The sequence below is a fragment of the Rhodococcoides fascians A25f genome (genome assembly GCF_000760935.2).
In the GTDB taxonomy this organism is placed as follows: Bacteria; Actinomycetota; Actinomycetes; order Mycobacteriales; family Mycobacteriaceae; genus Rhodococcoides.
In genome coordinates, this window is the sequence record NZ_CP049744.1 from 2,868,328 (window position 1) to 2,882,848 (window position 14,521).

Here is a 14,521-nt window from a genome sequence, read left to right on the forward strand (position 1 = left end):
CTGAAAGGGCTCGTATTGCTTCGTCGCGCATCGCCGACCGGATTGAAACGGGGCGGCTCCCTGGTTCTACCGCTTCGACCGAACTGTGAGTTCGCAGGACGAGTACGAGACGACGACCGATCGGTTATGTGTCTGCGACATGAGCTTCCCCTCCCCGAACAGGTGTCCGGCATGAACGCAACGTCGGTGCCGACCCTTGGATCCCATTACAACGTGTGGCCGAAGCTGTTCAGCCTGTCCACCCACTGAAGCCGCACCCGAAAACCGGCCTCCAACACCTCCAGCGGCTTACAAAGATACAACATTGGCAGGAGCCTTTTGTGCAGTAGTCATAAGAAGCATCGACGACCGCTTCCAGCCTGTTACAGGAGTGACCGTGTTCGCCACTCGAACGTGCGCTATTCGATCGAACGAATGACTTCTCGAAAGGAACAGGCGTCACGTCCCGGTATTTTTCAGGCGTAGTGATCGGTAAAACGTGGCATTTACCGACCTCGTGTTTGTTTGTGTGGCAACTCGCGCCGGCTGATCAGCAGCGTCGCACCGAGTGCACCGACAGCAGAAAGGCACAGAATCAGCTCTGATCCGAAGCCGAGCAGAGTGGCGACGGTGTGCGTTCGGCGCAGCGCAACACTCGAAACGAGCACGTCGGGGGTGAACAGCGGTGTCTGTTGCAACACGTCGCCGTTGGGCGAGACTATCGCGCTGACGCCACTCGTCGCGGCCACCACGACAGTCCGTCCGTGTTCGACGGCCCGTACTCGCGACATCGCAAGTTGCTGGTAGGTCATTTCGGTGTCGCCGAAGGTCGCGTTGTTGGTGGGGATGGCGATGAATTCTGCTCCGGACCTGACCGATTCCTCGAGGGCGCGATCGAATGCGACCTCATAGCACGTCGCTATTCCGGCGGCTATTCCTGCGGCGTGCACCACGCCGTTACCACTGCCGGGGACGAAATATCCCGCCCGGTCGGCATATTCCGAAAACAAACGGAAAAAGCTTCGGTAGGGCAAGTACTCGCCGAACGGTTGAATTATCTTTTTGTCGTGCCTCTCGCCGGGGCCGTCGTCACCGTTCCAGGCAATGACGGAATTCGAGTTCGTGCCATCGGCATTGACGAGCACCGTGCCGACGAGGATCGGCGCGCCGACGGCAACCGAGGCTCGTGTGATGAGAGTCGCAGCGTCGGGATTGCGCAACGGGTCGATATCGGACGCGTTCTCCGGCCACACGACGAGATCCGGAGCCGGTTGTCTGCCCGCCTCGACATCGGCGGCCAGAGTCAAGGTCTCCCGGACGTGATTGTCCAGAACTGCGCGGCGCTGTGCGTTGAAATCCAGACCCAATCGCGGAACGCTTCCCTGCACGGCAGCGATGGTGACCGTGCGTTCGCCGTCCTCCGCGTCGTTGGTGTGCAGAGTCGGTAGCAGAGCAAGCGCGAAGATGGACGCGACCGCTGTCGCGGCCACGGGAACGACGAAGGATCGCACAGTGCGCGGACGGCAGCTCGCCAGGATCAGCGCTGCCAGGCCGGTTCCGGTCAGGGCCACCCCGAAGGTGAGCAGCGGTGCGCCTCCCACGCTCGCCAACGGCAGCAACCAACCCTCGGGTTGCCCGAAAGCCAGCCGACCCCACGGGAAGCCACCGAACGGAACACTCGACCGCAGCCATTCGGTCAGACTCCACGCCAACGCCAACGACAGTGGCCACCAGGCACTTCGCGCTGCAACCACGCCGAGTGCCCCGAACAATCCCACGAAGACGGACTCGGCGGCAGCCAACGCCAACCACGGCATCGGCCCCACGTACACACCTATCCACGGCAGCAGCGGAACGAAGAATCCGAGGCCGGCGGCATACCCGTAGCCGAAGCCTGCCTTCAGTGACACCGATCGTCGACCGCCGAACCCGGTCAACACCAGCGCCAGTACCGCAATGCCGATCGGTGCCAGGAACCACAGGGTCCGAGGAGGGAAGCTCGCGAAGATCAGTACACCGGCACCGACCGAGAGCAGGGTCGACACGGTGGCCCTGCGTAGACGATCACCCCGTGACGGCGTCGTCGCGACCGCCGGAAGACTGTCACCCTTCATGGATGACCTTGCCGCGATGCACGGTCATCGAACAACGCGGGCTCTCGGCCGACGCGTCGAGGCTGGGCAGCGGAGACACTCCGGCCCGTGGGTCCGTCGACCAGCGTTGGACGCTGTCTTTGGGGGCCCGTACTACGAGTTCGTCGACGTCCCACACCGCGAAGGATGCGGGCGCACCCGGCACCAGCGTGCCCGCCACGCCGTCTCGGACTCCGCCCGCGCGCCACGCTCCCCGGGTCGCCGCGGAGAACGCAGCTCGGGGTGAAACGGCACTGCCCGGCGTGTGGTGGTTGACGGCGGCCCTCGCCGTCGCCCATGGATCGAGGCGCGTGACCGGTGCGTCGGAACCGAACGCGAGGGCGACGCCGGCCGAGGCCAATCGAGCGAACGGATGGAGTGCGGCACCGCGCTCGGCACCGAGCCGTGCCGCATAGAGTCCTCCCGAACCACCCCACAGCGAGTCGAACAGCGGTTGCACGCTGGCGATCACGCCCCACGAGGCCAGAAGATCGGACTGTTCCGGTGTCACCATCGACAGATGGTCGAGCCGGTGTCCGCATGCAGCAACGGCAGGTGTGCCGAGTTCGGCCACCACACGCGCGAAGGCAGTGACGGCGGCCGTGACCGCGGCATCTCCGATGACGTGGAAGCCGGCTTGGACCCCGGCCGCGGTACAGGCCGAGATGTGCGCGGTGATCGCGTCGACGTCGAGGTAGGAGACTCCCGTTCCGGGGTCGTCCGCATAGGGAGAGGACAACCACGCGGTTCGCGATCCCAGCGATCCGTCGACGAAGATGTCGCCGGCCAGACCGTGCGCCCCGGTGTCGGCGAGCAGCTGCCGTGCCTGCTCGGCCGTGTCGACCGGCTCGCCCCAGTAGCCGCGCACTTCCACCCCGTGTGCGGTAGCCATCAGTTCACGGAAGTCGTCGATTCCCGACACGATCGGGCCCCCGCATTCGTGCACGGCGACGATTCCCTTGGCTGCTGCGTCGTCGAGCGCCGCCTTACGGGCCCGGGTGCGGGTGTCCGTGGTGAGCATGGCGCGAGCCGTCAGCCTCGCGAGGTGGTGCGCATCGGCGGTGAGCGGGGACTGTGGCGAGAACCCCGCGGCGGTGTCGATACCGGACGCCGCCGACCGCAACGGCGTCGAGACGGCAGCCGAGTGCGAATCGACTCGCGTGAGGTACACCGGCCGACCCGGAGCTGCTGCATCGAGATCGGACGTCGTCGGTGGCCGCCGTTCGATCCACTCCGATTCGTCCCAGCCGTGCCCCCACACCAGCGCGTCGGACGTCTTCGCTGCGTACTCGGCGAGTACGCGCATGCAGTCGTCGAGGGATCGGCAGTGGGACAGATCGAGTCCGATCAGGGACAACCCCAGATCGGTGACGTGTACGTGTGTGTCGACGAAAGCCGGTGCAACGAAGGAGCCGGCCAGGTCGGTGACGGGCACTCCGGGATGAAGCGCACGGCCGGTCCGATCCTCACCGATCCAACTGACGACTCCATCGGTCACGGCCATGGCGGTGGCGTCCGAGGCCATCGGACTGTAGATCCGTCCGCCGCAGAACAATTCGGTGGTCACGAACGACCAGTCTGCCCCTACCGATGCGGCTTCCGGAAATCCCCGGTCGGCCGATCGTCACGGTCCGCCTCGATCACCTGACCTTCGAGGACGAGTGCAGAACCCGCAGCCGATGACGCTGTGCCCGGTGTTTCGACGCGATCGTCGAGGATCTCGCCGTCGATGACGGTCGGACGCATGCGCCGCGTCGCAGTGGCGACCTGGGGCAGCCAGCGCGCAGCCGCCCACATCACGGCCGGGCGCAACAGCCACCGAGTCGGCGGGATCAGCAGCAGCAAGCCGATCACCGTGGTCACCAGGCCGGGGACGAACATCGCCACGGACCCCGCCGCGAACAGAGCGCCGTCGGCCACTGCGCCGCCGGCCGACCGCTCACCGCGCGATGCTCTCCGCAGACCGTCCAATACGCGTCTACCCTGCGACCGGACCAGCAGCGAGCCGATAAGCGATCCACCGATCAACAACACCACGGTCCACAGCACACCGAGCGCGCTCGAGACGGCGACCAGTGCGGCGACCTCGACGACGACATAAAGTACGAACAGAGCGAGCATGACGGTCCTTTCTTCGCTTCACCGGTACAACGCTCGAGGCGACGAAATCGCTCCCGAAGTGCCCTGTTTGCCGCGAAATTCTCAGGAACCCGGGCGTACGAGACCGGTCTCGTACGCCAGAACGACCGCCTGTACTCGGTCGCGCACGTCCAATTTCGTCAGGATCCGCCCGATGTGCGTCTTGATCGTCGCCTCGGACAGGTGCAGTGCTGCCGCGATCTCGGCATTGGACAGACCGGTCGCCAAGTGCATCAGCACCTCCCGCTCACGACCGGTCAGTGCGTCGAGAACCGACGCATCGGTGGTCGAAACGGACTGGGTGACGAACCGCGAGAGCAGCCGCTTGGTGACCTTCGGTGAGACGACGGCATCGCCTGCAGCCACACTGCGAATTGCGGATACCAAATCCTCTGGTGGTGTGTCCTTGAGCAGGAATCCACTTGCGCCCGCCCGAAGCGCTCCCAGGACATGCTCGTCGAGATCGAATGTCGTCATCACCAAAACCTTTGTATCGGAACCGGATTCGGTAATGGTTCGAGTGGCGGACACGCCGTCGATGCCGGGCATGCGGACGTCCATCAACACCACAGCCGGTGCCAGCCTGTCCACGGCCTCGATGGCACCGGCACCGTCGGATGCCTCACCGACCACCTCGATGTCGTCCTGGGCCTCGAGCACCATGTTCAATCCCATGCGCATGAGCTCTTGGTCGTCCACGACGACAACGGTGATCGGCACCGATCCAACCTAGCTGCAAAAAGCACCTAGCCCTCACTCGATCGGCAGCGTCGCTCGCACGAGCCAGCTGCCGTGCGGAGTGCGGCCCGCGTGCAGCGTGCCCTGCAGCACGGCCACCCGCTCCCGCATCCCGAGCAGTCCGTGTCCGCCGCCGTCCACGGATGAGACCGCGTCGGTGCCGGTGCCGTTGTCGGAGATCTCGACGGTGACAACATTCTCTTCCCGGACCACTTTGACCACGGCGCGCGGGGCGTGGCCGGCGTGCCGTAGAACGTTGGTGAGCGATTCCTGCACCACACGGTGCACTCCCAGGCTGATTGCCGGGCTGATGTCGTCGAGATTTCCGGTCTGCTCGAGCTCGACGTACAACCCGGCGCGGCCCATCATCTCGACCACCCGGGCGAGGCCGGCTGTGCCGTAGTGAGGCATGTCGTCCGAGTCCGGGGAGGTGCGCATCAGTGCGACGGTTCGGCGCAGCTCTGCCAGCGCAAGCCGGCCGGTCGCGGAAATGTTGGCCACAGCCTGCTCGGCGCGCTCGGGATTGCGCCGGATGGCGTACGAGGCGCCGTCGGCCTGAACCACCATGACACTGACGCTGTGGGCGATGACGTCGTGAAGTTCACGCGCGATGCGCGTGCGTTCCGCGATCACGGCCTCCTCGGCGCGGCGGTCTCGGTCGTACTCGGCGACGACCAGTCGAGCCTGAGTCGCCTCGTCGTAGGCCCGCCGAGCACCGAGAAACTCCGCGGCGAGCCAGGACAGCGCGTAGAGAAGCGCACCGAACAACAGTGTCGTGAAGATCGGATGTTCGAACAGCAGCATGGACGCTACCGAATACGCCGCGAGAGCAACGGCGTAGACGGCACCCTGAACTCGTCCTACGTACGCAACCAGGGTGTACAGCATGATCGGCAGAGCCAGCGTCGCCGGGTGACCGTTGACGGCGTCGCCCACCATGGCGCCCGCGATATCGCAGATGCCCGTGGCCACCAGAGTGAAAGCCGCGATCGACCGGGGAAAGCGTCGCCGCCACGCAACGGGTACCGCCAACACGACCGAGAACACGAGAAACAACGGCCCGTTCAGTCCATCGGCAGAACTGACGAACACCAAGATCTCGACGACGAACAGTCCTGCCGCCAGCAATGCATCGGCTACGAAGGGCTGCCCACGGAGCCACAGACTGAAACGACGCATGTGATTGAGTTTGCCGTATGACTGCCGCGGACTGGGGACTGCTGATGTTGGCTGCGACAGCCGCTGGCTGGGTCGACGCCGTGGTCGGTGGAGGCGGCCTGATCCTGCTGCCCGCAATTCTGCTCGTGGCACCACACATGACGCAGCAGGCGGCGCTGGCGACCAACAAGGCGACCGCGGTGTTCGGTACCGTCGCCGCAGTCGTGACCTTCGCTCGGAAGGTCTCGCTGAACTGGACAGTCCTGGTCCCGGCCGGTGTCCTCGCCGCGGTGACCTCGGCGGCCGGTGCTGCCGCAGTCTCGCTGATCGACCGCGAGCTGTTCATCCCGATCATCATGGTCGTTCTCGTCGGTGTGGCAGTACTCGTGACGTGTCGCCCTACCATCGGTCGAACCGTGGCGTCGTCGCCGCCGACGCATCGCAAGGTTCTGATCGTCGTCGGTCTCGCGGCCGCGGGAATCGGCTTCTACGACGGAATCCTCGGGCCCGGGACCGGCACGTTTCTCATCATCGTGTTCGCCACGATGCTCGGAACGGAATTCGTGCGCAGTGCTGCGATGGCCAAGGTGATCAATGTCGGATCCAACGTCGGGGCCCTCGCGTTCTTCGCCGCCACCGGCAGCGTGTACTGGCAACTCGGAGCTGCCATGGCAGTGTGCAACGTCTTCGGGGCGGTCGTCGGGTCCAGAACAGCGGTGGCCAGAGGGGCCGGTTTCGTCCGAATCGTCCTGCTCGTCGTCGTGGTGGGGATGGTTCTCCGACTCGGCTGGCAGCAGTTCGGCTAGCGTCGGTGCAGTGACGAGACAACCGGATCGGTCGGTCGACGCCGACTTCCTCGCCCTGCCCCTACGGGACCTCGCGGATGCCGCACTGAGCACAGCACGCTCGGCCGGAGCCACCCATGCCGATGTGCGCGTGCAGCGTTTGACGACGCAGTCGATCTCGCTGCGCGACGGCTCGGTTCAATCCTCGGTCGATGCCGGTGAGATCGGCCTCGCCGTGCGGGTGGTGGTCGACGGGACCTGGGGGTTCGCCTCCCATGCCGAACTCGGCACCGACGCGGCTGCCGAGACAGCCCGTAAGGCAGTCGAGGTGGCTACGGCACTGCGTGCGCTCAATCGCGAACGGGTGGAGCTCGCGTTCGAGCCGGTCTACTCGGATGCCACCTGGGTATCGGACTACGACATCGATCCGTTCGAGGTACCCACCGTCGACAAGGTGGGGTTGCTCGCGGAGTACTCGTCCCGCCTGGCCGCGTCGGACGGCGTGGACCACGTCACCGCTTCGGTGCTACAGGTCAAAGAGCAATCCTTCTACGCCGATCTGGCCGGCAGCAGCATCACCCAGCAGCGGGTGCGACTGCATCCCCAGTTCGAGGCAACAACCGTCGACCGCTCCGTCGGTGCTTTCGAGACCATGCGCACCCTCGCGCCACCGGTGGGACGCGGTTGGGAATACCTCGGCGAAACCAGCACCTGGGACTGGGCCGAGGAGTTGGCCCGAATTCCCGAGTGGCTGGCCGAGAAGGTGAAGGCACCGACCGTGGTGGCCGGACCGACCGACCTCGTCATCGACCCGACCAACCTGTGGCTGACCATTCACGAATCCATCGGGCACGCAACAGAATACGATCGAGCCATCGGCTACGAGGCGGCATACGCAGGCACGTCTTTCGCGACGCCGGACCAATTGGGCACGTTGCGCTACGGATCGCCCGTCATGCATGTCACTGCCGATCGGACCGAAGTCAACGGACTGGCCAGCATCGGTTACGACGACGACGGAGTGGCCTCGCAACGGTGGGATCTGGTCCGCGACGGGACGCTGGTCGGTTATCAACTCGATCGTGTTTTCGCTCCCCGGCTCGGGCTGGAACGGTCCAACGGATGCGCATACGCGGATTCTCCACATCACGTTCCGATCCAACGTATGGCGAACGTGTCGCTGCAGCCGGACCCGGACACCGATCGAACGACTGCCGATCTCATCGGTGCGGTGGAGGACGGCATCTACGTCGTCGGCGACAAGTCCTGGTCGATCGACATGCAGCGGTACAACTTCCAGTTCACCGGTCAACGCTTCTACCGCATTCGCAACGGCGTGCTCGACGGCCAGGTGCGCGATGTTGCGTATCAGGCGACCACCACGGAATTCTGGGGTTCGATGGAGATGCTCGGCGGACCGTCCACCTGGCGGCTCGGCGGTGCCTTCAACTGCGGCAAGGCGCAGCCCGGCCAGGTTGCCGCCGTCAGCCACGGTTGCCCGTCAGCGCTGTTCCGCGGCGTCAACGTCCTCAACACCCGATCGGAGGCAGGTCGATGATCGCGCCGCAGCTCGTGATCGAACGTGCACTCGCCTGCGCGAGTGTCGACGACACGATCGTCATAGTCACCGATTCGAGCGACGCGACGCTTCGGTGGGCCGGAAACTCCATGACCACCAACGGAATCGCGACCTCGCGGCGCTGGGAGGTGATCTCCATCGTTCGAGACTCGACATCCGCACGAGTGGGCACTGTGTCGTCGACGAGTGTCGAACCGGACGACATCGAGGGCGTGGTACGCGCGAGCGAAGCGGCGGCGCGATCGGCGGAGCCCGCCGACGACGCAATGCCCTTGCTGCCTCGAGGGTCGGACTCGGACCCTCGAGACTGGGACCGCCGAGCGCAACACACGTCGATCGATGTGTTCGGCTCATTGGCAACGGAATTGAACGTCGGGTTCGACGGTCGCGACGCCCTGTACGGATTCGCCCAGCATCGGGTCGACAACGTCTGGCTCGGCACGTCGACCGGCCTGCGTCGAACTTTCACGCAGCCGACCGGATCGGTCGAGATCAACGGCAAAAGATCCGGGGCCAGCGCCTGGGTCGGAACCGGCACCACGGACTTTCGTGATGTGTCGGCCCAGAACATGTTGGACGAGCTGTCCACCCGTCTCGGCTGGGCGCAGAACACCGTCGAGATGCCGGCAGGGCGATACGAGACGCTGCTACCGCCGTCGGCCGTGGCGGATCTGATGATCTACCTGATGTGGACCATGGAGGGGCGTGGCGCGCAGGAAGGCCGCACTGCACTTTCGGGCGCAGGCGGAACACGAGTGGGCGAGAAGCTCACTGCTCTCCCGCTCACGTTGTACTCGGATCCGCGCGCAGAGGGTCTCGAGTACGCGCCGTTCGTGGTGGCGGGATCGTCCAGCGATTCGGTGTCGGTATTCGACAACGGCATGGACATCGAGCGCGTCGACTGGGTACGGGACGGATCGGTCTCGGCGCTGGCCTATCCGCGCGCGTCGGCCGAGAAATACGAAGCTCCCGTTGCGGTGCCGGGCGAGAACCTCGTTCTCACGGGTGGCACGGACATCGGTCTGGACAAGATGGTGGCCGCTACAGAACGCGGATTGCTCCTGACGACACTCTGGTACATCCGTGAGGTCGATCCGACCTCACTGCTGCTCACCGGACTGACGAGGGATGGCGTGTACGCCATCGAGAACGGTCGAATCATCGGTGCTGTGAACAACTTTCGGTTCAACGAGAGCCCGCTGGATCTGCTGCGTCGCGTCACCGAAGCGGGTGCAACGGAGGCGACACTGCCGCGCGAGTGGAAGGACTGGTTCACCCGCACGGCGATGCCGCCGCTGCGCATTCCCGATTTTCACATGTCCTCGGTCAGCGCCGCTCAGTGACGTAGGTCCGGGCTACTTGTCGGGTCCGGAGAGCTCGAGCGCGATGTTGTCCGGGTCGCGGAACTCCACGATGGACAGCCCGGGCCCTGCGTCCTTGATGCCTTCGTGGGCGATGCCGAGATCGTCGAGCGTTTTGACGGCGTCTTCGAGTGCGGCTCGCGTGTCCACGGTGAAGCTCAAGTGGTCGAGCCCGCAGCGGTCTTCACCGAAAGTGTCGTCGCTCGGTGCAACCGGACGCAGGCCGAGCAGTCCCCCGCCGAACTTGTAGATGACTCCACCGAACAGGAACCACAGCGCCTTCTTGGTCTCCTCGTCGGCGTCGGGATCCCAGGCGTATGCGACCTCGAAGCCGAACACCGAGTCATAGAACGACCTCGATCGCTCGATGTCGCGAACGGTGAGACGGACGTGGTTGTAGTCGGTCACTGCGATAGGCACGTGATACTCCATTCCGGCAGCAGGGGAAGCTGCCTCGTGAAGCATTCGGAACCGCGCATGCGAGCGATGGTGCCGATGTGTCGATTTCAGGCTGCGGTGATCGACAGTCCGACCGAGCCGCTCTTTCCACGACGCAGCACGCTGCCCTTCACGGTGAGCCACCCCAGGATTCCGTACTTCGACGCGACAGCTGCGCGGGCCTTCTCGGTGCCGGTCGCGTCGAGAATCTCGGCGGTGGCGCCCACTGCGTCGCCCTGCGGATTGCCGCGCATGTCGCACGGCGCAATCGTCACCTTCGGGTTGCGGCGAATGCGTTTGACCTTCCACGAATCGGCAACCGTCCACATGAGTAGTCGGTCACCGTCGAGCGCACCCCACAGCGGCGTCGGCACCCCGGTGCCGTCCTTCTTGAACGTCGTCAGCAGTACGTACTTGCCCTTGGCAATGTCTTCGAACGTGGCGGCCATACCGCTCAGAGTACGTCGCTACTCCCCTTCGAGCTCGCCCTCGGTCTCGAGGTAGATCTGGCGCAACCCGTCGAGAACCTGCTCGTTCGGCTCGGCCCACATCTTCCGCTCCACCGCCTCGAGCAGGCGTTCGGCGATGCCGTGCAGTGCCCACGGATTCGACTGCTGCATGAACTTCTGGTTTTGCTCGTCGAGCACGTACGTTTCGGCCAGCTTCTCGTACATCCAGTCCTGTACGACGCCCGTGGTGGCGTCGTAGCCGAACAGGTAGTCCACCGTGGCCGCAATCTCGAACGCGCCCTTGTAGCCGTGCCTGCGCATGGCTTCGAGCCACTTGGGATTCACCACGCGCGCACGGAACACCCGGGCGGTCTCCTCCGAGAGGGTGCGGGTGCGTACCGATTCCGGACGCGTGCTGTCGCCGATGTATGCCTCGGGCGACTTTCCGGTCAGCGCGCGCACAGTCGCCACCATGCCGCCGTGGTACTGGAAGTAGTCGTCGGAATCGGCGATGTCGTGCTCGCGTGTGTCGGTGTTCTTGGCGGCAACGGCGATGCGCTTGTACGCGGTGCGCATATCGTCCGATGCAGGGACGCCATCGAGGCCGCGGCCGTACGCGAAACCGCCCCAGGTGGTGTAGACCTGAGCCAGGTCGTCGTCGCTACGCCAGGTCTTGCTGTCGATCAACTGGAGCAACCCGGCACCATAGGTACCCGGCTTGGATCCGAAAATCCTTGTTGTGGAGCGTCTTTCGTCACCGTGTTCAGCGAGATCGGCCTGCGCGTGTGCGCGGACGTAGTTCTGATCGGGCTCCTCGTCCAATGCGGCGACCATCCGTACCGCGTCGTCGAGCAGGGCGAGCACGTGGGGAAACGCGTCGCGGAAGAAGCCGCTGATCCGGACCGTGACGTCGATACGAGGACGACCGAGCTCGCCGAGATCGATCACCTCGAGCCGAGTGACCCGGCGCGACGCCTCGTCCCATACCGGCGACACGCCCAGCAGCGCGAAGACCTCGGCGATGTCGTCGCCGGAGGTCCGCATCGCCGACGTGCCCCACACCGACAGGCCCACCGACTTCGGCCACTCCCCGTGATCCTGGCGGTAGCGAGCGAGCAACGACTCCGCCATCGCCTGTCCGGTCTCCCACGCCAGTTTCGACGGCACAGCCTTCGGGTCGACGGAATAGAAATTGCGCCCGGTGGGCAGGACGTTGATCAGTCCGCGCAGCGGTGAACCGCTCGGCCCCGCCGCGATGAAGCCGCCGTCGAGCGCGTGCAGCACCTGCTGGATCTCGCGTGAGGTTCCGCGCAAACGCGGTACCACCTCGGCGGCAGCGAACTTCAAGATCTCTGCGACCACGTCACCGTGTTCGCCTGCAACGCGCTCGGCCTCGTCCGGATTCCACTGCGTGGCCTGCATGGCTGCGACCAGACCGTGCGCCACGGCCTCGATGCTGTCGACGCGTGTGCGTTCCTCGTCGCCGTCCTCGCTGAGCCCGAGAGCCTCGCGAAGTCCCGGGACCGTCTGCTCGCCGCCCCACATCTGCCGAGCTCGCAGCATCGCCAGCACCAGTTCGACCTCGGCGTCGCCGACGGGTTCCTGGCCCAGGATGTGCAGCCCATCGCGGATCTGTACGTCCTTGATCTCACACAGCCATCCATCGACATGCAGCAGCATGTCGTCGAACACTTCCTCGTCGGGGCGCTCCTCGAGGCCCAGGTCCTTGTGCATCTGCGCCGCGGTCATGAGCGTCCAGATCTGCTGTCGGATTGCGGGCAGCTTGGCCGGGTCGAGTGCCGAGATGTTCGCGTGCTCGTCGAGCAGTTGCTCGAGCCGGGAGATGTCTCCGTAACTCTCCGCACGCGCCATCGGGGGAATCAGGTGATCGACGAGAGTGGCGTGTGCTCGACGCTTGGCCTGCGTGCCCTCCCCCGGATCGTTGACCAGGAACGGATAGATCAGCGGCAGATCGCCGAGGGCCGCATCGGTGCCGCAGGAGGCGGACATGCCGAGGGTCTTGCCGGGGAGCCATTCCAGGTTGCCGTGCTTGCCCAGGTGCACCATCGCATCGGCACCGAAACCGCCGTCTGCCTCGGTAGCCGAAATCCATCGGTAGGCTGCCAGGTAGTGGTGGCTCGGCGGCAGATCCGGGTCGTGGTAGATCGCAACGGGCTTCTCACCGAATCCGCGCGGCGGCTGAACCATGATCACGACGTTGCCGAATTGCATTGCAGCGATCACGATCTCACCGTTCGGATCGGCAGTGCGATCGACGTAGAGATCGCCCGGTGCCGGGCCCCAATGCTCGATCACGCCGTCTCGGAGATCCGCGGGGAGCTGCTCGAACCAGGTTCGGTACTGCGCCGCCGAGATGCGAATGGGGTTGCCCTCGAGCTGAGCGTCGGTGAGCCAGTTGGGATCCTGGCCACCGCGGGCAATCAGTGCGTGAATGAGTGCATCACCGTCGCGAGCGGCCAGACCGGGCACCGAGTCCGGACCGTCGACCGGGCCGAGGTCGTAACCGGCGGTGCGCATGTCCGACATCAACGCGATAGCGCTGGCCGGGGTGTCGAGGCCGACGGCGTTGCCGATCCGCGCATGCTTGGTGGGATAAGCCGAGAACATCAAGGCGATGCGGCGGTCGGCGGCCGGGATGTGTCGTAGCCGTGCATGGCGAACGGCGATCCCGGCGACGCGCGCCGCTCGCTCGTGATCCGGAACGTACGTGGTCAGCCCATCGTCGTCGATCTCCTTGAACGAGAACGGAACCGTGATGAGACGACCGTCGAATTCCGGGACCGCGACCTGTGTGGCCACGTCCAGTGGCGACAGTCCGTCGTCGTTCTCGGACCACGTCGCGCGTGAGCTCGTCAGGCACAGACCCTGCAGGATCGGAACGTCGAGAGCCGCGAGTTCGGCGACGTCCCAGGCCTCGTCGTCGCCACCCGCAGACGCCCCGGCAGGTTTGGTCCCGCCCGCTGCAAGCACCGTCACGATCAGGGCATCCGCAGACTTCAGCGTCTCGAGCAGGTCGGACTCCGCCGTGCGCAACGACGCACAGTAGATCGGAAGGGCCGTGGCACCGGCGTTCTCGACCGCGGCGGCGAGAGCATCGATGTACGTGGTGTTTCCGGCCAGATGCTGCGCGCGGTAATAGAGGATCGCCACCGTCGGACCGTCGGAGTGCGGGGTCGAGTTCCGTTCGAGGTGCCCCCACGTCGGCAGGTGCCGCGGAGCATCGAAACCGTGACCGGTGAGCAACACGGTGTCGGAGAGGAAGTTGTACAGCTGACGCAGGTTGTCCGACCCGCCCTCGGCCAGATAGTTGTGTGCCTGCGCGGCGACGTTGGCCGGCACCGTCGAGATCTCCATCAGATCCGCATCCGGTGCCTGCTCACCGCCGAGAACGACAACCGGAAGCCCGGTGGCGAGTACGGCGTCGATGCCCGCCTCCCACGAGCGGCGCGATCCGAGAATGCGCACGATGATCAGCTCGGCCGATTCGGCCATCGACGGGATGTCCTGCGCCAGTAGACGAGATGGGTTGCCCCAGGTGAAGTCGGCTCCGCTGGCACGGGCGCTGAGCAGATCTGTGTCCGACGTGGACAGCAACAAGAACACGGGTAACGCCCTCCTCGGGGGTTTTCGCGCCCCTGACCTAGGTGAATCTTCTCTTCGGTTCGTCGGCGAGAGGGTCTGACTCCGGCCCGTGCACCCGAAGTGCAGGGGCCGTTACAGTGGCGCGACCGTACCGGATTCT

11 protein-coding genes are annotated in these 14,521 nt (G+C 65.2%); 3 read left to right on the forward strand and 8 right to left on the reverse strand.

Translation table 11 applies throughout. The features are described from left to right. Positions 1-485 precede the first annotated feature (485 nt). The 5 genes from lnt to BH93_RS13530 form a co-directional block, all read right to left on the reverse strand. A complete protein-coding gene (gene lnt, locus BH93_RS13510) occupies positions 486-2,093 on the reverse strand; it encodes an apolipoprotein N-acyltransferase (protein WP_037173720.1) in 1,608 nt (535 codons plus the stop codon). Beyond that, positions 2,083-3,678, reverse strand: coding sequence for an amidohydrolase (locus BH93_RS13515; RefSeq protein WP_037173722.1), 1,596 nt, complete (start codon positions 3,676-3,678; stop codon positions 2,083-2,085). Before BH93_RS13515 ends, lnt begins: the two co-directional genes overlap by 11 nt. Before the next feature lie 17 nt (positions 3,679-3,695). Next, positions 3,696-4,232, reverse strand: a complete 537-nt coding sequence (locus BH93_RS13520; RefSeq protein ID WP_037173724.1) for an FxsA family protein — start codon at positions 4,230-4,232, stop codon at positions 3,696-3,698. 81 nt (positions 4,233-4,313) lie between these two features. Further along, positions 4,314-4,970: a response regulator gene (locus tag BH93_RS13525; protein ID WP_037173727.1), complete on the reverse strand. Its 657-nt coding sequence runs from the start codon at positions 4,968-4,970 to the stop codon at positions 4,314-4,316. 33 nt (positions 4,971-5,003) lie between these two features. Then, positions 5,004-6,167, reverse strand: coding sequence for a sensor histidine kinase (locus BH93_RS13530; RefSeq protein WP_037173730.1), 1,164 nt, complete (start codon positions 6,165-6,167; stop codon positions 5,004-5,006). A gap of 17 nt (positions 6,168-6,184) precedes the next feature. On the opposite strand from BH93_RS13530, the gene BH93_RS13535 reads away from it, so the two are divergent. From BH93_RS13535 to BH93_RS13545, 3 genes are read left to right on the forward strand one after another with little or no spacing between them, the layout of a single operon-like run. Then, positions 6,185-6,952 (forward strand): TSUP family transporter, encoded by a 768-nt coding sequence (locus BH93_RS13535; protein ID WP_037173731.1) that lies wholly within the window; start codon positions 6,185-6,187, stop codon positions 6,950-6,952. A 10-nt stretch (positions 6,953-6,962) separates the two neighbouring features. Further along, positions 6,963-8,489 carry a TldD/PmbA family protein gene (locus BH93_RS13540; protein WP_037173732.1) on the forward strand — a complete coding sequence of 509 codons (1,527 nt, stop codon included), beginning with the start codon at positions 6,963-6,965 and terminating at the stop codon, positions 8,487-8,489. After that, a complete protein-coding gene (locus BH93_RS13545; RefSeq protein WP_037173733.1) occupies positions 8,486-9,853 on the forward strand; it encodes a metallopeptidase TldD-related protein in 1,368 nt (455 codons plus the stop codon). The genes BH93_RS13540 and BH93_RS13545 overlap by 4 nt, the downstream gene beginning before the upstream one ends. A 12-nt stretch (positions 9,854-9,865) precedes the next feature. On the opposite strand, the gene BH93_RS13550 is transcribed toward BH93_RS13545, so the two are convergent. The 3 genes from BH93_RS13550 to cobN all read right to left on the reverse strand — a co-directional run bounded on the left by BH93_RS13550 (position 9,866) and on the right by cobN (position 14,382). Further along, positions 9,866-10,291 carry a VOC family protein gene (locus BH93_RS13550; protein ID WP_032403691.1) on the reverse strand — a complete coding sequence of 142 codons (426 nt, stop codon included), beginning with the start codon at positions 10,289-10,291 and terminating at the stop codon, positions 9,866-9,868. 86 nt (positions 10,292-10,377) lie between these two features. Continuing rightward, positions 10,378-10,758, reverse strand: coding sequence for a PPOX class F420-dependent oxidoreductase (locus BH93_RS13555; RefSeq protein ID WP_037173737.1), 381 nt, complete (start codon positions 10,756-10,758; stop codon positions 10,378-10,380). An 18-nt stretch (positions 10,759-10,776) separates the two neighbouring features. Next, on the reverse strand, positions 10,777-14,382 hold the full coding sequence (gene cobN / locus BH93_RS13560; protein WP_037173739.1) for a cobaltochelatase subunit CobN: 3,606 nt from the start codon (positions 14,380-14,382) through the stop codon (positions 10,777-10,779). Positions 14,383-14,521: the final 139 nt, after the last annotated feature.